Raw genomic sequence first — 20,264 nt, 5'->3', positions numbered from 1 at the left:
ACGATCTGGCCGCTGTCGTCGCAGATCACCGCGTGACCGGAGTGGAAACTCTCGGCCAGCGGGCCACGGTGGATCTCAACCATGAGTTCGGGAGCGTTCGCCATCCTCGGGTCCTTCACAACTAAGCGATATCTTGCCAACAGGGGGTTTATGGCGGCAGGTTTTTCAGTCTATCTTCCCGACGTCGAGTAGAAAATCGGGAGCGCGCGCGATTGGGCCGAAACTGGCCGGGCGCCGACCGCACGGATAGAGGCACAAGACAGCTGGAGGCTGCACGGTATGAAGTCATTTCTCGGTGGAGTTCTGGGCGGAGCCCTGCTGGCGCTGGCCGCAACGGCATCGCTTGCGCAGGAAGAGAGCCAGAACCGCGTCAACGCGATCACCGACTGGTCGGTCTTCGAGGGCAGCGACCCGCGCGAATGCTGGGCCGTGACCACCTATAAGGAAAGCGTGAACACCAAGGATGGCCGCGTCGTCTCGGTGCGCCGCGGGGATATTCTGCTGATGGTGTTCTACCGTCCCGAGGGCGGGGTGAACGGGCAGGTGGCCTTTACCGGCGGCTATCCCTTCGCGCCGGGCTCGACGGTCGGGGTGAATATCGGCGGCTCGGAGTTCGAGCTCTACAGCGACGGCGAATGGGCGTGGCCCGCGACGCCCGAGGACGATGCCAAGATCATCGCCGCGATGAAGCGCGGCGCCGACGCGGTTCTGACCGCGCGCTCGGCCCGCGGCACCCAGACCAAGGACACCTTCTCGCTGCTGGGCTTCACCGCCGCGGTCGAAGACGCCGAGAAGCGCTGCGTCAACTGAGGCGCGCGCAGCCGGATCATGACGAAGCCCCTCGCAGGATGCTGCGGGGGGCTTTCTCGTGCCGGGCCGGCGCGGTGATCAGAACTCCAGCGACGACAGCATCGGCATCATCAGCGAGAACAGCTCGGCCTGCGAGGAGATCTCGCATTTGCGGTAGAGCTGCTTGCGGAACACCTTCACGGTCTGCGGGCTGATCTCGAGCCGCATGGCGATCGAGGCCGAGCTGTGGCCCTTGAGAATCAGCAGCGCGATCTCGGCCTGCCGCCCGGTGAGCGCCACGCCATGCGCCTGTTCCATGCGCGTTTGCAGCGCTCCGGTCACGGCGGAATCCTTGAAATCACCGGTCGAGCGCAGGTTCGACCAGTGCCGCGCCGCCAGTGCGCAGGCGATGGGCGCGATCTGCTCGGCGCGCTCCATGTCGCGCGAGGAAAACACCCGCCCCGAGCTGGCATCGCGCCCGAGGCAGACATGTACCGACACGCCCTCGGAGGGGTAGGCCACGTAGGCCACCTCGTCGATCAGCGTGGTGCGGCGATAGTAGGCCGAGAAATATTCGTTTCGGGTGAACTGGTCGGGGGCGATGTCGCGCATCCGGTAGAGCCCTTCCGGTGCCCGTTCGATGTGCAGCGCATGGAACGGATCGAGCAGATAGGCCCCGGTGAGATAGTCATCCTCGAGCTTTTCGTGGACACGCTTTTCCCGGGCATGGGAAAACAGAAGCTCGGGCGGCCGGTTCTGGAAATAGGCCAGCATGGTGGTGTTGTCGGTCTCGAAGCAGCGCATCAGCCACTGGAAGAACAGGCTGGCGAAATCGTCGGTCTCAAGCGCCGAGATGGCCCGCCCGAGAAAATTCTCCGTCATGTTCGGCAGTTTTCGCATCATACCTCTCTGGGGGTATATACCCCCCGAATGTCCTGCGCCTAGGGTATACCCATCATAACGGGTGGTATAGCCCGAAACAGGGACAACAGCCGCAGGGGGTGGTTCGGCATCGTGACCGGAACCGTGATCAACATCGACCGCGTGGTGAAACGCTTCGGCACCTTCACCGCGCTTCACGAGGTGTCGCTCGACATCGCCGAGAATGAATTCTTCACGCTGCTCGGGCCGTCGGGCTGCGGCAAGACCACGCTGCTGCGCTGCATCGCGGGCTTCGAGCCGGTGAGCGGCGGGCAGATCCGCCTGCATGGCGAGGACATTGCGCCGCTGCCGCCGTTCAAGCGCCCGGTCAACACGGTGTTCCAGCATTACGCGCTCTTCCCGCACATGACGGTGCTCGAGAACGTGATGTTCGGGCTGCAGCGGCTGGGCTGGTCGGTGGTCGATGCCGAGGGCCGCGCCAAGCAGGCGCTCGAGCTGGTGCACCTGTCGCAATTCCTCAAACGCCGCCCCGGCCAGCTCTCGGGCGGCCAGCAGCAGCGCGTGGCGCTGGCCCGCGCGCTGGCGCCCGAGCCCAAGGTGCTGCTGCTCGACGAGCCGCTCTCGGCGCTCGACCTGAAGCTGCGGCAGGCGGTGCGGATGGAACTCAAGCAGATCCAGCGCGAGACCGGCATCGCCTTCGTCTTCGTCACCCACGATCAGGAAGAGGCGCTGACCATGTCCGACCGCATCGCGGTGATGTCGGACGGGCACGTGCAGCAGATCGGCGCCCCGCGCGAGATCTACGAGGCCCCGGCGAACCGCTTCGTGGCGGATTTCATCGGCGAGACCAACCTGATCGAGGTGCCGGTTCTGGGCATCAGCGATGGCATGGCCGAGGTCTCTCTCCCCGGCGGCGGCACCCTGCGCTGCCCGACGCCGCTCGCCCGTGCGGTGGGGCAGGGGGTCTTGTCGCTGCGCCCCGAGCGCATCGATCTCTGCCCGGCCTCCGAGGCCGACCTCACGGTGATCGCCACCGATCAGGTCTATCTCGGCACCGACATCCAGCTCAAGGCGCAGCTCGAGGGCGGTCAGGAGATGACCATCCGGCTGCAGAATGCCCAAGCCACGCGGCTGCCCGAGCGCGGCACGGAAGTGGGGCTGAAACTGGAAGCAGGCGCCGCCCGCCTGCTCTCGGCCTGATGGCGGCGATGGCGCCGGGCGGCGCATCCTCGTCGGAAATCTACAAGGGCAACGCAAGCAGATTGCTGTTGCCGACATGGGTGGTCATCGGGGTCTTCCTGTTGGTCCCGGTTGCCCTGATGGCCACCTATTCGTTCCTCACCAAGGAATTCCGCGGCGGCGTGATCTGGGAGTTCTCGCTCGCCGCCTATGACCAGTTCTTCCTCGACCGCGGCCTGTTCGGAGACGAGCCGCCGAAGATCGAGTGGACCTATATCACCATTTTCTGGCGCTCGATCTGGCAGGCCGGTCTGGCGACAATCCTCTGCCTGCTGATCGGCTTCCCGACCGCGTGGTTCATCGCCACCCGCGAGGCGCGCATGCGAACCGTCTGGCTGCTGGTGGTGACCGTGCCTTACTGGGTCAACCTGCTGATCCGCACGGTTTCGATGAAGTTCCTGATCCGCGACGAGGGGCCGCTCAACGCTATGCTGCTCTGGAGCGGGCTGATCGACCAGCCGCTGGGGCTGATCAACACCAACCTCGCGGTGCAGCTGGGCCTGTTCTACTCCTACCTGCCGTTCATGGTGCTGCCGATCTATGCCGCCGTCGAACGCTACGATTTCGCGCTCTCCGAGGCGGCGGCGGATCTCTATGCCGGGCGCTGGACGACGCTGCGGCTGGTGATCCTGCCGGTGGTCAAGCCGGGCATCATCGCGGGCTGCATCCTTGTCTTCGTGCCCTCGCTCGGCGCCTTCCTCGCCCCCGACCTGCTGGGCGGCGCCAAGAGCTTCATGATCGGCTCGCTGATCGAGGAGCAGTTCAAGGGTGCTGCCGGCAACTGGCCCTTCGGGGCGGCGGCGGCGATGATCCTGATGACCATCGTGATGATCGTGCTGCTGGTCTACGCGCGCTCGCAGACCCGGGAGGCCAAGCCATGAAGCAGCTCGACCTGCGCCGCTTCCCTGGCTTCTTCGCGATCACGCTGCTCTGCGTCGTGGTGCTCTACGCGCCGTTGATGGTGGTCTCGGTCTACAGCTTCAACGCCTCGACCTCGATCACCAACTGGGGCGGCTTCTCGCTCGACTGGTATGTCGATGTCTTCACCGGGCCCGAGTCGCCGAAATTTCAGCGCGCGGCGATGAACTCGCTGATCATCGCGGTGCTGGCCGGGCTCTGCGCCACGCTGATCGCCACCTCGGCGGCGGTGGCGATGCACCGCGCCGGGCGCTTCAAGGGCAAGACCGCCACCTTCGCGCTGATCAACCTGCCGCTCATGGTGCCCGAGGTGGTGACCGCCGTCGCGAGCCTGATCTTCTTCACCGCCATCGGCTTCTCGGGCGGCATCGGGACGATCCTGCTGGCCCACATCACCTTTTGCATCCCCTTCGCCTACCTGCCGATCGCAGCGAGGATGCAGAGCGTGCCCGACAGCTACGAGCAGGCGGCGATGGATCTTTACGCGACGCCCTGGGAGGCGTTCCGACTGATCCTGCTGCCGCTGATGATGCCCGGCATCTTCTCGGGCTTCCTGCTCGCCTTCATCATCTCGCTCGACGACTTCCTGATCACCAATTTCGTGAAAGGGGCCGGCGTCGAGACCTTGCCGACCGCCATCTTCGGCGCGGTGAAACAGGGCATCAAGCCCAACATCATGGCGATCTCCACCCTGATGCTCGGCGTCTCGGTGGTGTTCGTCACTCTCTCCTGGCTGATCGGACGCAGCGGTCAGGCCAAGAAACCCTGAAGACCCAAAACCATAAAAACCCAACAGCGGAGACACCCCATGAAGAAGATCCTTGCCACCTCCCTGATCGCGCTGGCCGCCGCCTCGGCGGCGCAGGCCGAGGGCGAGCTGAAGCTCTACAACTGGTTCGAGTACATGCCGCAGGAGCTGCTCGACAAGTTCACCGAAGAGACCGGCATCACGGTCACAATGGACACCTATGACAGCAACGAGGCGCTGCTGGCCTCGCTGAAGGCGGGCAAGCTGGGCTCCTACGACCTCGCTGTTCCGGGCGATTACATGGTCAAGATCCTCGGCGACGAGGGCATGCTGGGCACCTTCACTCCCGAGGAAGTCCCGAACCTCTCCAACATCGAAGACCAGTGGCTGAACGTGCCGTTTGACGAGGGTCGCAAGAGCTCGGTGCCCTACCAGTGGGGCTCGACCTCCTTTGCCGTCAACCGCGAGGTGTTCGACGGTGACATCCAGACCACCGGCATCATCTTCGAGCCGCCGGCGGAGCTGAAGGGCAAGATCAACGTGCTCGACACCTCGGGCGAGACGCTGACGCTCGCCTCGATGCATCTTGGCATCCCGCAATGCACCTCGGACCGCGACCAGCTCAAGGCGCTGAACGCGCTGGTGATGGGCGCCAAGGCCGACTGGGCCTCCTTCGGCTCCGACGTGGCCAAGGACGTGCTGGTCTCAGGCGATGCCGCCGCCGGCATGATCTGGTCGGGCTTCGCCGCCAAGGCTCGTGGCGAGGGTGCGCCGATCGAGTATGCCTTCCCCAAGGAAGGCGTGATCGTCTGGATGGACAACATCACCCTGCTGAAGGACGCGCCGAACCGCGACAGTGCGCTGGCCTTCATGAATTTCATGCTCGAGCCCGAGAACGCCGCCGCCCTGACCAACTACGCGCAGTACTCGGCGGGCGTGAAGGGCGTGGCCGAGTTCCTCGACCCGGAGGTCGCCAACTCGCCTGAATCGAACCCGCCGGAAGGCACCACGACCGTCTTCGTCGAGGCCTGCCCGGAAGAGGTCCAGGTGCTTTACGACGCGATCTGGACCAACCTGAAGAAGTAAGCCCGACCGATGAAACTCGCGCTCTATCAGGGCCCCGCGATCAGCGGGGCCACGGAGGAGACGTTTGCCTGCGTCTCCACCCAGCTCACCGCCGCCGCCGCCGCAGGGGCCGACATGCTCGTCATGCCCGAGCTGTTCCTGCCGGGCTATAACCAGCCCGCTTTCCACGCCTCGCTGTCGCAACCGCGCGGCGGTGCGTGGGAGACCCGGCTGGCCGCAATGGCCCGCGCCGCGGGCTGCGGTCTGACCATCGGCTGGGCCGAGCGCGAGGGAGAGACGGTCTACAATGCCGCCACGGCCTTCGGGCCGGACGGCGCGGTGCTGGGCCATTACCGCAAGATCCAGCTCTTCGGGCCGATGGAGCAGGCCTCCTTCGCGCCCGGAGACGCCTATTGCACCTTCGAGCTGTGCGGCGTGAAGGCCGCCCTGCTGATCTGCTATGACGTGGAGTTCGCGCCGCATGTGCGGGCGCTGGCCGAGCAGGGCGTCAGCCTCGTTCTGGTCCCGACCGCCAATGCCGTGGGCTTCGATCACGTGCAGCGCGCCACCGTGCCGGGCCGCGCCGCCGAGCTCGGCATCACCATCGTCTACGCGAATTACTGCGGCATCGAGGCCGGGCTGGCCTTCGGGGGCCTGTCGCTGATCGCCGACCCGCTGGGCCAGCCGATGGTCTCTGCCGGACGCGGCGAGGCGCTGCTCATTGCCGACCTGAGCGTCAACGACGACCTGCCCAGGCCCTCGCTTTCCACCCAACTCGCTGATTACCGGGAGCTCTGATCATGACCCTCGACCTGCCCAAGACCACCGACGACATCCTCACCGAGGACGTGCATCTGGTGCAGTCCTTCGCCGACCTCAACGCGCTCAAGCAGGATGGCGCGCGCACCGCCATCGTCGGCGCCGAGGGCACGATGGTCACCGACAGCGAGGGCAACGAGCTGATCGACGGCATCGGCGGGCTGTGGTGCGTCAATGTCGGCCACAAGCGCCGCGAGATCATCGAGGCGATCAACCAGCAACTCGATACGCTGGATTTCTACTCGACCTTCTACAGCTTCACCCACCCGACCGCCGCGGCGCTGGCCGCCAAGCTCGCCGAGCTGGCGCCGGGTTCGCTCAACAAGGTGCATTTCGGCAATTCCGGCTCGGTCGCCAATGACAGCGCGGTGCGCATCCTGCACCACTACTACAAGCGCCTCGGACAGCCCTCAAAGCGCAAGGTGCTGAGCCGCTATGGCGCCTATCACGGCTCCACCCACCTCGCCATCGCCATGACCACGCCGGAATATTCCGACGGCTGGCACAAGGCCGAGGGCATCGTGCACCACCTGCGCAAGCCGCATTACTGGCGCGAGGGCGATGGCATGACCGAGGCCGAGTTCACCGACGCGCTGCTCGACGACATGAAGACCGAGATCGAGAGCCTCGGCGCCGAGAACATCGCCTGCTTCATCGGCGAGCCGATCATGGGCGCGGGCGGCGTCATCGTGCCGCCGGAGGGCTACCATGCCCGCGTCGCCGATCTCTGCCGCGACTACGAGATCAAGGTGATCTCCGACGAGGTGGTGACGGCCTTCGGGCGGCTCGGGCATTTCTTCGCCTCGAAGGACGTGTTCGGCTTCCAGCCCGACATCATCACCACCGCCAAGGGCCTGACCTCGGGCTACCAGCCGCTCTCGGCGACGATCCTGTCGGATGAGATCCACGAGGTGATCTCGGGCCCCGGCGGCATGTTCCTGCACGGCATGACCTATTCCGGCCACCCCGCCGCCTCGGCCGCCGGCCTCGCCAATATCGCGCTGATGGAGCGCGACCAGATCCCGCAGACCGCGCGGACCACCGGCAAGCTCTTCGAGACCACGCTCAAGGGGCTCTCCGATCTCGACATCGTCGGCGAGGTGCGCGGCAGCCACTTCATGATCGGCATCGAGTTCGTTAAGGACAAGGAGAGCAAGGAGATCTTCGATCCTGAGATCAATATCGGCCTCAAGGTGGCGCAAAAGTGCCAGCAGAAGGGGCTCATTGCGCGCCCGCTCGGGCATATCCTGATCCTGTCGCCGACGCTGATCCTGTCGCCCGAGCAGATCGCCACCATCGGCGCCATCCTGCGCGAGAGCATCACAGAGGTGATGGCCGAGCTGTGACCTGCGGGCCGGGTCTTAGGCTTTTCCTAAGCCCGGCTTTGGAAGGCTCTTCTTTCGTCGCCTGTATCGCTCTGACAAGCTGACCCAACCGCGCCGCTCCGGCTCAAAAACGGGGCGGCGCGGGCCGTCTTGGCCGGCTTTCGGGGCGCCCGAACACGCGGCAGACTTGACCGGGCGCGGACAAGCGTGGACGAAAAGAGGGCTCGACCCGGCGGCGGGTGGTTCCGCCCCGGCGCGAGATGCAGGGAAGCACGACGATGAACATCCATGACCCCGCAGCGGAGCTCCGCGCCAATGTCGCCACGCCCTTCGAGGCGGCGCAGGCAATGCCGGTCTCGGTCTATACCAGCGAGGATTTCCTCGCGCTCGAGCAGGAGCATGTCTTCGCCAAGAGCTGGCTCTGCGCCGGCCGGGCCGATGCGCTGAAGGCGCCGGGCGATTACCTGACGATGGAGATCGCCGGCGAGCCGGTCATCGTGCTGCGCGACCGCGAGGGCGGCTTGCGCGCCATGTCGAATGTCTGCCGGCACCGGATGTCGATCCTGCTCGAAGGGCGCGGCAACGTGCGTGCCATCACCTGCCCCTACCACGCCTGGACCTACAATCTCGACGGCAGCCTGCGCGGCGCGCCGGCGATGGAGATGAACCAGAGCTTCTGCAAGTCCGAGAACAGCCTGCCGGCAATCCGCTGCGTCGACTGGAAGGGTTGGATCATGGTCACGCTCGACCCCGATCTGCCCGAGCCGCACGAGACGCTGAAAGAGATGGACGATCTCGTCGGCTACCTGCCGATGGAAGACTATGTCGAGGTGTTCCGCGAGGAGCACCGCTGGAACACCAACTGGAAGATCCTCGCCGAGAACTTCATGGAGAGCTACCACCTGCCGATGTGCCACGGAGGCACCATCGGCGGCGCGGTGGACCTGAAGAAGATGACCTGCCCCGAGGGCTATCCTGGCTTCAATTTCCACCACATCCTGAAGGATGACAGCATCGCGCTGTCGATCGCCCACAAAGACAATACCGAGCTGGAGGGCGAGGACCGCTACCGGACATGGCTGCTCTCGGTCTACCCGTCGCTGATGATCACGCTGACGCCGGGCTATTTCTGGTATCTCAGCCTGACGCCCGACGGGCCGGGCCACGTCAAGATCATCTATGGCGGCGGGCTGCATCCCGATTTCGCCGCCGATGCCGAGGCGCCGCAGCATTTCGAGACTCTCAAGGGCCTGCTCGATCACGTCAACGAAGAGGACAAGGGCTGCACCGAGCGGGTCTGGAAGGGCATGCAATCGCGCCACGCGGTGCCCGGAGCGCTGTCGCATCTGGAGCGGCCGAACTACGAGTTCGCCAGCTGGATCGCGCGCAAGATCCCGACCTGAGCCGGGTCGGCAGAAGACCAAGACCAAGGAGACTTCATGACTTTTTCCCTCGTGGCGCGCTGCGCCGAGACCGGCCAGTTCGGAGTGGCGATCTCGTCCTCCTCGCCGGCGGTGGCGGCGCGCTGCGCCTTTGCCCGGGCGGGCGTCGGCGCGGTGGCCTCGCAGAATGTCACCGACCCGCGCCTCGGGCCGCAGGCGCTTGAGCTGATGGCGGAGGGTGCGAGCGCGGCCGAGGCGCTGAAGGCGCTGAAGGGACGCGCCGAGCACATGGCCTACCGGCAGGTGCTGGCTGTGGATGCACAGGGCGGCACGGCGATCCATTCCGGGCCGAACTCGCTCGGCATCTGGACCCAGGCCGAGGGGCAGGACGTCGCCGCCGGGGGCAACCTGCTGGCCAATGACGGCGTACCGCAAGCGATGGTTGCGGGCTTCGAGGCCGCCACCGGCGCGCTGGGCGACCGGCTGATCGCGGCAATGCGCGCGGGGCTTGCTGCGGGCGGCGAGGCCGGGCCGGTCCATTCGGCGGGGATGCTGATCGTCGACCGCGAGAGCTGGCCCTATGCCGAGCTGCGATGCGACTGGATCGACGAGGGCTGCCCGATCGAGGCCATCGCCCGGGCCTGGGAGGTCTATCAGCCGCAGGCGGCGGATTATGTCACCCGCGCGCTCGACCCGTCCGCCGCGCCCTCCTACGGCGTGCCGGGAGACGAGTGATGCGCGTGCTCGAACTGCTTGATCGCCTGATCGCCTTCCCGACCGTCTCGTCGGAGAGCAACCTCGCGCTGATCGACTGGGCGCAAGCCCATCTCGAGCGCTGCGGCTTCGCCCTCACCCGCGTGCCCTCGCCCTGCGGCGAGAAGGCCGGGCTGATCGCCAATCGCGGCGGCGCGGGCGGCGTGGTGCTCTCGGGTCATACCGATGTGGTCCCCGCCGCAGGGCAGGCCTGGACCCGCGATCCCTTCAAGCTCACGCGCGAGGGCGACAGGCTCTTCGGGCGCGGCACCACTGACATGAAGGGCTTCGTGGCCTGCGCGCTGGCGCTGGCCGAGCAGCCCGCAGAGGCGCAGGGGCCGGTCTCGATCGTGCTCTCGTGGGACGAGGAGGTGGGCTGCCGCGGCATCCCGTACATGATCCCGCATCTCGAAGCGGCGCTGGGCCCGCAGGCGCTCTGCGTGGTGGGCGAGCCGACCTCGCTGGTGATGGCCACCGGCCACAAGGGCAAGGCCGCCTATCGCGCGGTGAGCCACGGCGAGGCCGGGCACTCGGCGATGGCGCCGCAATTCCGCAACGCGCTGCACGGGGCCTGCGATCTGGTGGCCAATCTCCGGGCCGAGCAGGCGCGGCTGATGAAGGATGGCGCGCAGGATGCGGGCTATGATGTGCCTTGCTCGACGCTGCATGTGGGCAAACTGCAGGGCGGCACCGCGCTCAACATCGTGCCCGACCGCGCCACGGTCGACTGGGAGATCCGCCACCTCGCCGCCGAGTCTCCGGACAAGATCGTGCCGCGCGTCATGGCCGGGCTGGAGCATATCGAGCTGGAACAGGTCTTTGCCTATCCCGGCCTCGACACCGATCCCGATCTGCCGGCGCTGAAGACGTTGCGCGGCCTCTCGCGCGGGCTCTGCAAGGTCTCTTACGGCACCGAGGCCGGGTTCTTCGTGCCGACCGGCATCCCCACCGTGGTCTGCGGCCCGGGCGACATGGCGCAGGGCCACCAGCCCGACGAGTTCATCGAACTGGACCAGCTCAGCGGCTGCATGGAGATGCTCGAAGCGCTGGTGGCGCGAGCCTGATCGGGAAAGGGGGTCAGACCCGGCGGCCGCGCAGCGCCACCACCTGGCGCAGGGTCTCGGTGGGCGGCACGGTGCGGAAGATATCGCCGAGCATGGCGATGTCGGCGCGCAGCCCGTCGATCCAGCCGCCGCGCTTGGCGTGCTTGTAGGGGCTCTCGACCTCGGGCCAGCGCACGATGGCGATATGCAGCCCCTCGGCGAGCCAGAGCCGGTTGATGAACACTTCGAGCCCGAAGCGCGGCAGGTTGAGCAGCGCCTCGGTCTGCTCCGCCAGCAGGCGGCGCGGCATGACGCGCTCGCCCGAGATGTAGTCGATGCCGATCATCCGCCAGAGCAGCGGCGCGTTGCGGCGCAGGCTGATCGTGGCCTCGGCGCGGTGCTCCAGCACCGGCGTGATCAGGGCGCTGAGATGCTCGGGGCTGAGCCCCAGAAGATCGCTGTCGAGCAGCAGGATATGGCTGCCGCGCGCCTCGGCGATGCCACGGGTCACGGCGCGGGTCTTGCCGCCGTTGCGCGGCTGGCGCACCACCCGCAGCCCGGGCGCATCGGGCCCATGCGCCTCCGCCGCCTCGGCGGTGCCGTCGGAGGAGCCGTCATCGATCACGATGACCTCGTCGATCAGCGGATGGCCCAGCACCGCATCGAGCACCGCGCCGATGCGCGGGGCCTCGTTATAGGCCGGGATGATGCAGGAGATGGACAGCGCGCGGGTCATTTCTGTGTCGTCCTCTTGAGAAACCAGGCGATGCCGCCCAGAACCAGAACGCCCAGGAGCAGCAAAGAGATCCGTGCGATCCAATCATCGATGCGGGAATAGGCCGCGCCGAAGGCATACCCGATGGCCACGAAGAACAGGCTCTTGGGAATGGTGGCGAGCAGGTTGACCCAGAGAAAGCGCAGCAGCGGCATCTTCGCCAGCCCGGCGGCCACCAGCACCGCGGCGCCGGCCGAGTGGGTGATCTTGCCCAGCACCAGCGTGCGGGCGCCGTGGGTTTCGAAATGGCCCGAGACCTGCGCCAGCCGCGCCCGGCTCAGGCCCATGCGGTAGCGCCAGCGCAGCGGCAGCCGGTGCAGCCCCCAGCGCCCGAGCGCGTAGAACAGCAGGTCTCCGAACACATCGGCGAGGATCACCACGACGCTCACGCTCCAGACATCGAGCAGGCCGCGGCTTGCCAGCCAGGCCGCGATCACGGTGACGATCGGGCCCTCGAGCACCGCGATCGGTGCGAGGATGGCCAGCCCGTTCTTGGCGAGCAGGGCGGTGACGGTTTCCAGTCCGAACAAGTCTTACTCCGCGGGGCCCGCGGCCTCGGCAGGCGCCATCTCGGTTCCGCGCCAGGTGAAGCCGCGCCCTGTCCATGTGGCGACCCAAAGCGCCGGAAGCAAGGCATCGCGGATCACCATGGCGGCGAGGTCGCGCGGGCCTGCAGGCCAGCCGGCATGGCGGGCGAGCACCATCTCGGTCCCGTACCACAGGATCAGCAGCGCCAGCAGCATCCCGACGGGCACAGCCCCCATCGCGATCAGACCGACGAGCGCCGCCAGCGGCACAAGCGGGCCCTGCGCGATCTCGGCGCAGAAGATCAGCGGAAAGCCGTCGCGGCGCACCTTGCTCCAGCGCAGCTGCCGGTCCCAGACCGCGCGGGCGTGGCGGTGGCCGATGGGCTGCGCGAAGAGCCGGGGCGTCAGCCGCACCCGCTTGCCCTGCGCGCGCACCAGCTTGGTCGAGGCCACGTCCTCGGCAAGGTTGCGCCCGAGCGCTGGCAGGCCGCCGCCCGCCTCCAGCACATCGCGGTGCCAGAACAACGTCTTGCCCTGCGCGAAACCCTGACCGAGGCTGTCGGCGGCGAGCTGCCAGCGCCCTTGCGAGCTGTTGAGGAAGGCGCATTCAACCGCGCCCCAGAAATTGCCGGGGCGAATGCCGGCGGGCGGCGAGGAGACCAGCCCGGTATCCTCGCGCCACGTGGCGATCAGGCTGCGCAGGTAATCGGCAGGCAGAAGCAGGTTGCTGTCGGTCATCGCCAGCCATTCGCCGCGCGCCTCGGCATAGCCCTTGTGCAGGTTGTTGAGCTTGGGGTTGCCGCTGATCGGGGTCTCGCCAAAGAGCAGCGTCGCCTCGACCTGCGGGTTCTCGGCGATCAGTTCGCGCACCAGCGGCACCGCCGCGTCGTATTCGCAGGGCGCGCAGAAGATGACCTCGAAGCGCGGATAGTCCTGCCGGAAAGACGAACCGAGCGTCTCGCGGTCGAAGGCATCGACACCGCAAACCGGGCGCACCAGCGAGATGAAGGGCAGGTCGGTGTCGTCCGTGGCACTCGCGCCGGACTGACGATAGCGCCATGCCGCCAGCACGGCGCTCAGCAGGTGGACGGCGACGGTCACGGCGAGGACCGCCAGAAGAGAGAAGAGAAGCGCGTCGGTCATGCCAGGCCTCCTGCCAGTGCGCCGCCCTTGCCGGCAGCGGGTTTCGAAGGCGCCGGCAACGGGGCCGCAGCGGCGGTGAACCGGACGAGGTTCAGGCCCCCCTGACGATCTTCGGTCATGGCGGTGAGGCTGTCGATCCAGTCGCCGCAGTTGGCGTAGACCATCTCGCCATGCGCGCGCAGGCCGGGCTTGTGCGAGTGGCCGCAGATCACGCCGCCGGTGCCGGCGGCGCGGGCCAGCTTGATCAGGCGGCGCTCGAACGTATCGCCCATGGCGAGGAGCTGGTTGGCGTGGCCGATGATCCGCTGCGCGGCGCTGCGCTCGTCGGGGCCGAGACCGTCGCGGCGGCGCTGCCAGTCGTCGAGCTGGCGCAGCATCGCGTCCATGCGGCTGCCGAGCCGGGTCATAAAGTGCCAGCGCAGGAAACGCGGGTCGCATTGGTCGCCGTGCAGCACAAGATAGCGCCGACCGTCTGCGGCATGGTGGATCACCGCTTCGCGCAGCTCCCAGCCGTCGACGCGGGCGTCGGGCGCGCGCATCACGGTGTCGTGGTTGCCGGGAAGGTAGACGATGCGGGTCCCGTTCCTGCGGCGCTCGCGGAAGGTGTCCATCACGGCCTCATGCGCATCGGTCCAATGGACCCGGCCCCCGTGCCAGAGATCGAAGATGTCTCCGACGAGGTAGATCGTTTCGGCTTCGATGTTTCGGAGAAAGGCGAGAACCTGCGTGGGGCGACTGGCGCGGGCGCCCAGATGCAGGTCCGACAGGAACAGGCTGCGCATCGTGCGGCGGGCGTCATTGCCGGCGGGAGAAGACGGCATCGGTAGATCTTTCTTTTTCGCTCGCCCGCCTTATGGCGGCGGCGTGTATCGGGAGTGTGACGGATCAGCACCCGGCGCAAAACGCCCGGAAGGCGCGCGCGGTTCCTCGGATCTTGCGATAATGATGCGGTGCAGCGAGGCCTCGGGCCTCAGCCCGTGCCGGGGCCGCCCGCGATGGCGCCCTTGGCGACGGAAACCGCCTTCAGCACGGCAAAGACCTCCTGCCCGTCCTGCAGCCCGAGCGTCGAGACCGAGCGCTGGGTGACGCGGGCGAGCAGCAGGTTGCCGCAGGAGTCGAGCTGGACCAGCGCGCCGGGGCCGTTGCCCATGCGCAGCGCCTTGATGCGGCAGGGCAGCACGTTGAGCGCCGAGATCTGCGCGGGCCGGCTGGTGGCGAGCATCACGTCCTGCGCCTCGATATGGATGCGCAGCGGTGTGCCGGGAGCGCGCGGCACGCTGGGGATCAGCAGGCGCAGCCCGCCCGCCGCCTCGAGCTCGGTGAGCCCGTCGTCATGGTGGCAGAGGATGCGGGCCTCGATCACCGCGCCGGCGGCCCCGGCGCCGAGCGGGGTCACCGACGGGTCGCCCAGCACGTCGGTGGCGCTGCCGTGCCGCGACACCCGACCATCCTGCAAGGCGACCACCGAGGTGGCGAGCCGCGCGACCTCGGCGGGGGCATGGCTGACATAGAGGATCGGCACGCGGGTCTCGTCGCGCAGGCGCTCGAAATAGGGCAGGATCTCGGCTTTGCGCGCCTCGTCGAGCGCCGCCAGCGGCTCGTCGGCGAGGATCAGGCGCGGCTTGGCGAGGAGCGCGCGCCCGATCGCCACGCGCTGCCGCTCGCCACCCGAGAGCGCGCCCGGGCGGCGGGAGAGCAGCGGCGCGATGCCGAGCATGTCGATGACCCGGTCGAACTCGTCGGGAGCGTCGTCGCGGGGGGCGAACCAGCGCCCGTAGAGCAGGTTCTGCCGCACGGTGAGATGCGGGAAGAGGCGCGCGTCCTGAAAGATGTAGCCCAGGCGGCGGCGATGCGGCGGCTGCCAGATGCGGCGTTGGCTGTCGAAGAGCACTTGCTCGCCAAGCGCGATGCGGCCCGCATCCGGGCGCAGGAGCCCCGCCACCGCGTTGACGATGGTGGTCTTGCCCGAGCCCGAGCGTCCGAACAGCACGGTGAGCCCCGGCGGCGCCTCGAAGGCGATGTCGAGCTGGAAGCCGCCGAAACAGTGGCTGATCTCGACCTGCAAGCTCATGCGCCCGCCACCCGCTTGGCGATGCGTCGCGACAGCATTTCCGACAGGATCAGCGCCGCCATGGCGATGGCCACCGAGACCGCCACCAGCCGCAGCGCCGAGGCCTCGCCGCCCGGAACCTGCAGGAAGGCGTAGATCGCCGAGGGCAGGGTCTGGGTCTGGCCGGGGATGTTGGAGACGAAGGTGATGGTGGCGCCGAACTCGCCCATCGCCTTGGCGAAGGCGAGGATGGCGCCGGCGAGGATGCCGGGCAGTGTCAGCGGCAGGGTGACGGTGGCGAAGACCCAGAGCTTCGAGGCCCCGAGCGTGGCGCCGGCCTGTTCGAGCTTCGGATCCACCGCCTCGATCGACAGGCGGATGGCGCGCACCAGCAGCGGAAAGGCCATGATCCCGGCGGCGAGCGCGGCGCCGGTCCAGTGGAAGGCGAAGACGATGCCGATCTCTTTCAGCGCCGCGCCGACCGGGCCACGGGTGCCGAAGGTCAGCAGCAGCAGGTAGCCCGTCACCACCGGCGGCAGGATCAGCGGCAGGTGCACCAGCCCGTTCAGCACCTGCTTGCCGGGAAACTCCCAGCGCGCCAGCGCATAGGCCACGAGGATCCCCGGCGGCAGCCCGGCGAGTGTCGCCCAGAGCGCGACGCGCAGCGACAGCGCAACGGCTTGCCATTCGTCGGGGCCGAGCAGGGACATGGGGGCGGTTACTCCGTCAGGACGGTGAAACCCTGCCGCTCGAAGGCAGCGCGTGCAACGGGGCCTTTCAGGAAGGCGAGGAATGCCTCGGCGACCGCGCTGTCTCCGTCACTCACGCGCGCGGCGGGATAGGTGATGGGCGCGTGGCTGCCCTCGGGAAAAGTGCCCAGCACGGTGACGCCGGGCTCGGCCCGGGCGTCGGTGGCGTAGACGATGCCGAAGGGCGCCTCGCCGGTGGCGACCAGCGCAAGAGCGGCGCGCACGTTGTCGGCCTGCGCGACCTTTGGTGCGACGCCCTCCCAGAGCCCCAGCGCGCTCAGCGCGGCCTTGCCGTAGATCCCGGCAGGCACGGCCTCGACCAGCGCCATGGCGAGGTGATCCGCGCCCAGCATCCCGGAGAGCGGCAGGGTTGGCGTGATCTCGACCGGGGTCGCCTGCGGGTCGTGGGTGATCAGCACAAGGCTGTTGCCGAGCAGGTCGGTGCGGCTGTCTGCCTCGATCAGCCCGTCGGCTTCGAGCGCATCCATCCAGCCGGGATTGGCCGAGATGAAGACATCCGCCGGGGCCCCCGCCTGGATCTGCCGCGCCAGCGCCGAGGAGCCGGCCAGCGAGACCACGGCTGTGTCGCCGGTCGCCTCCGCGAAGAGCGGGGTGATCTCGTCCATCGCGGTCTTCATGCTGGCGGCGGCGAAGACCGTCACCTGCCCGGCCGCCGCGTCGCTGGCCGCGAGGGCGGCAATGCCGAGGGCGGCGAGCGAGGGCAGGGTGGGGCGAGGCATGCGGGCTCCGGATCAATATGTTTCCAGAAACATATCGGGGGCCGCCCGTGAGGCAAGCGCTATTTCTCGTGGGACATATCGCTCAGCAGCGACTTCAGCGCCGCGATATCCTCGGCACCTGCTGCAGCGGCGGCGCGCTCGACGCGGCGGTAATGCGCCAGCACCCGCTCGCCGGTCTCGGTCAGCAGCGCGCCGCCGCCACGGGTGCCGCCCCGGCTGCGCTCGACCAGCGGGGCGCGGAAGGCGCGGTTCATCTCCTCGACGAGGCTCCAGGCGCGCTTGTAGCTCATCGCCATGGCGCGCCCGGCGGCGGCGATGGAGCCGGTCTCGGCGATGCGGTCGAGCAGCTCGGCCTTGCCCGGCCCCAGCATGGCGCTGTCTCCGAAGAGGATGCGCAGGCGCAGGCGGGGGTCGGGGTCGTTATCCGGGTCGTCGTGGGGATCAGGGGGCGGGGGCAGCTCTGTCATGGCTCAACTTTCCGGGATCGCGGTTGCGCTTGCAAGCGCGCCGCGAAACAGTCGCGCGGGACAGACGGGAGGCCCCATGTTCGACGCCAAGCTCCTGCCGCTGCAACGGCGGCTGATCCATCCCCTTGCCGAGCGGCTGCACGCGCGCGGCGTCAGTGCCGACGCGATCACGCTTGTGGGCTTCGCGCTGGGGCTTGTCGGGGTGGCAGGAGCGGCGTTGGGGCTGGTCTGGCTGGCATTGGCGGGGCTGGTGGCGAACCGGCTGGCCGACGGGCTCGACGGCGAGGTGGCGCGGCTGGCGGGGCCGACGGATCGCGGCGCGTTTCTCGATATCGCGCTCGACTTCCTGTTCTACGCGCTGTTCCCGCTGGGCTTTGCCATCGCCGACCCTGTGGCAAACGCGCTGCCGGCGGCTGTTCTGGTGGCGAGCTTCGTGGGCACCGGCTCCTCCTTCCTCGCCTTCTCGATCATCGCCGAGCGGCGCGGGATCACCTCGGAGGATTACCCGTCGAAGGGCATCTTCTATCTCGGCGGGCTGACCGAAGGGGCCGAGACCATCGCGCTCTTCGTTCTGATCTGCCTGCTGCCGGGGCTGTTCCCGGTGCTGGCGCTGGCCTTTGCCGCGGCCTGTTTCCTGACCACGCTGACGCGCTGGCTGGCCGGCTGGCGCCTGTTCGGGGGCTGAGGCGGTGGAAACGACGGGTGCTGAAACGAAAAAGGCGCGCCCGGGGGCGCGCCTTTTGGCCGGTCTGATCGGATGGATCAGAGCAGCTCGAGATTGATCGCGCTTTCGCGGCCGTCACGGCCGGACTGCAGCTCGTAGGACACTTTCTGGTTGTCCTTGAGCTCGGTCAGGCCGGAGCGCTCGAGTGCGGAGATGTGCACGAACACGTCCTTGGAGCCGCCTTCGGGAGCGATGAAGCCGTAGCCTTTGGTGGTGTTGAACCACTTCACGGTGCCAGTTGCCATGGGTAGAACCCCTTCCTTTTGATGCCGCACGCGGAAATGCTGCGGCCCGGCGTCGTCGTCTAGTCTCGACAGTGGCCGTAAAAGGAACAGGTCGAATAGAGAGTAGCAGCCTGAGCTATGCCACGATGGTCTGAGTCGCACAAGCTTTGACGCGAGGGCCGGAACGGCTTTCCCGTTTTGGGCGTTTCTTCGCCAGAACCAATCATTCTGAGAGGAGGATCCGATGTCGATCCAGCGAATCGCGAAGAAAGCCCTGTCGGCCTATGCCCGTAGCAAGCGCGGCGGCCACCATGCCGGCACCCCCGTCCGCAACCGCCCCGTGCGCCACAACACGGTAAAGCGCGGCCGCAGTGTCGAGAGCCAGATCGCCTCGAAGGCGGTGCGGGCGATCCGCCGGTCGCTTTGAGGGGAGGGCAGGCGCGCGTCTGCCGAGCCGATGGCAGTGGAGAGGCAATTGGATTGAAGGCGCGCGATCGTTGGCCCGCGGGATGGCGATGCAACCTCCGCTCCTCTCGATTTATCCCAGCCAAGTCCGAAGGACCTCGACACTCCGTGCTGGCGTCAGCAAATCGCCAGCCCGGGGGGGCGGGCCGGCGATGGCGCGGCGCCCTGCGGGCTTGATTCCGCGCCGGAGGCACCGTTCGTAAGCACGAGACATGTGCGCCAAGAACCTTGCGCTCACTGAAACGAAAAAAGGCGGGGAATGCCCCCGCCTTTTCCATGTCTTCCGGTCCGTCCGACCCGCGAGCAGCGCTCAGCGGGTGAACTTCTTGAACTTCACCCGCTTGGGCTCGACCGCGTCGGGGCCGAGGCGGCGCTTCTTGTCTTCCTCGTAATCCTCGAAGTTGCCCTCGAACCACTCCACATGCGCTTCGCCCTCGAAGGCGAGGATGTGGGTGCAGATCCGGTCGAGGAAGAAGCGGTCGTGCGAGATCACCACGGCGCAGCCGGCGAAATCGACCAGCGCGTCTTCCAGCGCCCGCAGGGTTTCCACGTCGAGGTCGTTGGTCGGTTCGTCGAGCAGGATCACGTTGCCGCCGGACTTCAGCAGCCGCGCCATGTGGACCCGGTTGCGTTCACCGCCCGAGAGCAGGCCGACCTTCTTCTGCTGGTCGCCACCCTTGAAGTTGAACGCGCCGCAATAGGCGCGCGAGTTCATCTGCGCGTCGCCGAGCTCGATGATCTCCGCCCCGCCCGAGATCGCTTCCCAGACCGTGGCGTCCGATTCCAGATCGTCGCGCGACTGATCGACGTAGGAGAGATGCACGGTGTCGCCGAACTCGATGCTGCCCTCGTCAGGCTGTTCCTGCCCGGTCAGCATTTTGAACAGCGTCGACTTGCCGGCGCCGTTGGGGCCGATGACGCCGACAATGCCGCCCGGCGGCAGCGAGAAGCTCAGATCCTCGATCAGGAGCTTGTCGCCCATCGCCTTCTTCAGGCCTTCGACCTCGATCACCTTGGAGCCGAGGCGCTCGCCGTTCGGGATGACGATCTGGGCCTTGCCGACGCGTTCGCGCTCGGATTGCGAGGCGAGGTCGTTATAGGCCGAGATACGCGCCTTCGACTTGGCCTGACGCGCCTTGGCGCCCTGCCGCATCCATTCGAGTTCGCGCTCGAGCGTCTTCTGCTTCGCCTTGTCCTCGCGGGCTTCCTGGGCGAGGCGCTTGGCCTTCTGCTCGAGCCAGCTCGAGTAGTTGCCCTCGTAGGGGATGCCGCGGCCGCGGTCGAGCTCGAGGATCCAGCCGGTGATGTCGTCGAGGAAGTAACGGTCGTGCGTGACGCAGAGGATCGTGCCCTTGTACTCGATCAGGTGGTTCTGCAGCCAGGCGATGGTCTCGGCGTCGAGGTGGTTGGTCGGTTCGTCGAGCAGCAGCATGTCGG

Annotated in this window: 23 protein-coding genes and 1 pseudogene; 12 read left to right on the top strand and 12 right to left on the bottom strand. The window is 67.5% G+C overall.

Annotated features, from left to right (window positions below; genetic code table 11):
- A pseudogene (locus tag AC6RA4_RS10965) lies at window positions 1-104 on the bottom strand (asparaginase); the annotation flags it as partial.
- A 175-nt stretch (window positions 105-279) separates the two neighbouring features.
- Here AC6RA4_RS10965 and AC6RA4_RS10960 point away from each other — a divergent pair.
- Window positions 280-810: an invasion associated locus B family protein gene (locus tag AC6RA4_RS10960; protein WP_500160230.1), complete on the top strand. Its 531-nt coding sequence runs from the start codon at window positions 280-282 to the stop codon at window positions 808-810.
- Between the two features lie 78 nt (window positions 811-888).
- Here the strand turns inward: AC6RA4_RS10960 and AC6RA4_RS10955 are convergent, their stop codons facing one another.
- Entirely contained in the window at window positions 889-1,689 is an 801-nt protein-coding gene (locus tag AC6RA4_RS10955) for a helix-turn-helix transcriptional regulator (RefSeq protein WP_500160228.1), read from the bottom strand.
- Window positions 1,690-1,803: 114 nt separating this feature from the next.
- Between AC6RA4_RS10955 and AC6RA4_RS10950 the strand changes: the two genes are divergently transcribed.
- From AC6RA4_RS10950 to argE, 9 genes are all read left to right on the top strand, one after another.
- Window positions 1,804-2,871 carry an ABC transporter ATP-binding protein gene (locus AC6RA4_RS10950; RefSeq protein ID WP_500160226.1) on the top strand — a complete coding sequence of 356 codons (1,068 nt, stop codon included), beginning with the start codon at window positions 1,804-1,806 and terminating at the stop codon, window positions 2,869-2,871.
- Complete coding sequence (locus tag AC6RA4_RS10945; protein WP_500160224.1) at window positions 2,871-3,791, top strand: ABC transporter permease; 921 nt, start codon at window positions 2,871-2,873, stop codon at window positions 3,789-3,791. The genes AC6RA4_RS10950 and AC6RA4_RS10945 overlap by 1 nt, the downstream gene beginning before the upstream one ends.
- The gene (locus AC6RA4_RS10940) at window positions 3,788-4,597 is read left to right on the top strand and encodes an ABC transporter permease (RefSeq protein ID WP_222602195.1); all 810 of its coding nucleotides are present in this window, start codon (window positions 3,788-3,790) and stop codon (window positions 4,595-4,597) included. The genes AC6RA4_RS10945 and AC6RA4_RS10940 overlap by 4 nt, the downstream gene beginning before the upstream one ends.
- 39 nt (window positions 4,598-4,636) lie before the next feature.
- Complete coding sequence (locus AC6RA4_RS10935; RefSeq protein ID WP_500160222.1) at window positions 4,637-5,662, top strand: extracellular solute-binding protein; 1,026 nt, start codon at window positions 4,637-4,639, stop codon at window positions 5,660-5,662.
- Between the two features lie 9 nt (window positions 5,663-5,671).
- Window positions 5,672-6,439: a carbon-nitrogen hydrolase family protein gene (locus tag AC6RA4_RS10930; protein ID WP_500160220.1), complete on the top strand. Its 768-nt coding sequence runs from the start codon at window positions 5,672-5,674 to the stop codon at window positions 6,437-6,439.
- Between the two features lie 2 nt (window positions 6,440-6,441).
- A complete protein-coding gene (locus AC6RA4_RS10925; RefSeq protein WP_500160218.1) occupies window positions 6,442-7,806 on the top strand; it encodes an aminotransferase class III-fold pyridoxal phosphate-dependent enzyme in 1,365 nt (454 codons plus the stop codon).
- 257 nt (window positions 7,807-8,063) lie between these two features.
- A complete protein-coding gene (locus AC6RA4_RS10920; protein WP_500160216.1) occupies window positions 8,064-9,188 on the top strand; it encodes an aromatic ring-hydroxylating oxygenase subunit alpha in 1,125 nt (374 codons plus the stop codon).
- Between the two features lie 36 nt (window positions 9,189-9,224).
- Window positions 9,225-9,902, top strand: a complete 678-nt coding sequence (locus AC6RA4_RS10915; protein WP_500160214.1) for a DUF1028 domain-containing protein — start codon at window positions 9,225-9,227, stop codon at window positions 9,900-9,902.
- Window positions 9,902-10,984 carry an acetylornithine deacetylase gene (gene argE, locus AC6RA4_RS10910; RefSeq protein ID WP_500160212.1) on the top strand — a complete coding sequence of 361 codons (1,083 nt, stop codon included), beginning with the start codon at window positions 9,902-9,904 and terminating at the stop codon, window positions 10,982-10,984. Before AC6RA4_RS10915 ends, argE begins: the two co-directional genes overlap by 1 nt.
- Before the next feature lie 13 nt (window positions 10,985-10,997).
- Here the strand turns inward: argE and AC6RA4_RS10905 are convergent, their stop codons facing one another.
- The 8 genes from AC6RA4_RS10905 to AC6RA4_RS10870 all read right to left on the bottom strand — a co-directional run bounded on the left by AC6RA4_RS10905 (window position 10,998) and on the right by AC6RA4_RS10870 (window position 17,414).
- The gene (locus AC6RA4_RS10905; RefSeq protein WP_500160210.1) at window positions 10,998-11,699 is read right to left on the bottom strand and encodes a glycosyltransferase family 2 protein; all 702 of its coding nucleotides are present in this window, start codon (window positions 11,697-11,699) and stop codon (window positions 10,998-11,000) included.
- Window positions 11,696-12,268 (bottom strand): DedA family protein, encoded by a 573-nt coding sequence (locus AC6RA4_RS10900; protein ID WP_500160208.1) that lies wholly within the window; start codon window positions 12,266-12,268, stop codon window positions 11,696-11,698. Before AC6RA4_RS10900 ends, AC6RA4_RS10905 begins: the two co-directional genes overlap by 4 nt.
- 3 nt (window positions 12,269-12,271) lie before the next feature.
- Complete coding sequence (locus tag AC6RA4_RS10895) at window positions 12,272-13,408, bottom strand: ceramide glucosyltransferase (RefSeq protein ID WP_500160206.1); 1,137 nt, start codon at window positions 13,406-13,408, stop codon at window positions 12,272-12,274.
- Window positions 13,405-14,229, bottom strand: a complete 825-nt coding sequence (locus AC6RA4_RS10890; RefSeq protein WP_500160204.1) for a UDP-2,3-diacylglucosamine diphosphatase — start codon at window positions 14,227-14,229, stop codon at window positions 13,405-13,407. The genes AC6RA4_RS10895 and AC6RA4_RS10890 overlap by 4 nt, the downstream gene beginning before the upstream one ends.
- A 149-nt stretch (window positions 14,230-14,378) precedes the next feature.
- Entirely contained in the window at window positions 14,379-15,479 is a 1,101-nt protein-coding gene (gene modC, locus AC6RA4_RS10885) for a molybdenum ABC transporter ATP-binding protein (protein WP_500160203.1), read from the bottom strand.
- Window positions 15,476-16,168, bottom strand: a complete 693-nt coding sequence (gene modB, locus AC6RA4_RS10880; RefSeq protein WP_500160201.1) for a molybdate ABC transporter permease subunit — start codon at window positions 16,166-16,168, stop codon at window positions 15,476-15,478. Before modB ends, modC begins: the two co-directional genes overlap by 4 nt.
- A gap of 8 nt (window positions 16,169-16,176) precedes the next feature.
- On the bottom strand, window positions 16,177-16,947 hold the full coding sequence (gene modA / locus AC6RA4_RS10875; RefSeq protein WP_500160200.1) for a molybdate ABC transporter substrate-binding protein: 771 nt from the start codon (window positions 16,945-16,947) through the stop codon (window positions 16,177-16,179).
- A gap of 59 nt (window positions 16,948-17,006) precedes the next feature.
- Entirely contained in the window at window positions 17,007-17,414 is a 408-nt protein-coding gene (locus tag AC6RA4_RS10870) for a winged helix-turn-helix domain-containing protein (RefSeq protein WP_500160198.1), read from the bottom strand.
- A gap of 76 nt (window positions 17,415-17,490) precedes the next feature.
- Between AC6RA4_RS10870 and AC6RA4_RS10865 the strand changes: the two genes are divergently transcribed.
- A complete protein-coding gene (locus AC6RA4_RS10865; protein WP_500160196.1) occupies window positions 17,491-18,099 on the top strand; it encodes a CDP-alcohol phosphatidyltransferase family protein in 609 nt (202 codons plus the stop codon).
- Window positions 18,100-18,176: 77 nt separating this feature from the next.
- Here the strand turns inward: AC6RA4_RS10865 and AC6RA4_RS10860 are convergent, their stop codons facing one another.
- Window positions 18,177-18,383 carry a cold-shock protein gene (locus AC6RA4_RS10860; RefSeq protein ID WP_222602179.1) on the bottom strand — a complete coding sequence of 69 codons (207 nt, stop codon included), beginning with the start codon at window positions 18,381-18,383 and terminating at the stop codon, window positions 18,177-18,179.
- Window positions 18,384-18,606: 223 nt separating this feature from the next.
- Here AC6RA4_RS10860 and AC6RA4_RS10855 point away from each other — a divergent pair, with 223 nt between their 5' ends.
- Window positions 18,607-18,789: a hypothetical protein gene (locus AC6RA4_RS10855; RefSeq protein ID WP_500160193.1), complete on the top strand. Its 183-nt coding sequence runs from the start codon at window positions 18,607-18,609 to the stop codon at window positions 18,787-18,789.
- A 348-nt stretch (window positions 18,790-19,137) separates the two neighbouring features.
- On the opposite strand, the gene ettA is transcribed toward AC6RA4_RS10855, so the two are convergent.
- Window positions 19,138-20,264: energy-dependent translational throttle protein EttA (ettA, locus tag AC6RA4_RS10850; protein ID WP_500160192.1), on the bottom strand; the 1,127-nt coding region annotated here is incomplete at its 5' end.

Source organism: Salipiger sp., from assembly GCF_059781815.1.
Note: the sequence above shows the minus strand (reverse complement) of the source record. Positions and strands in the feature narration are given on the sequence as shown.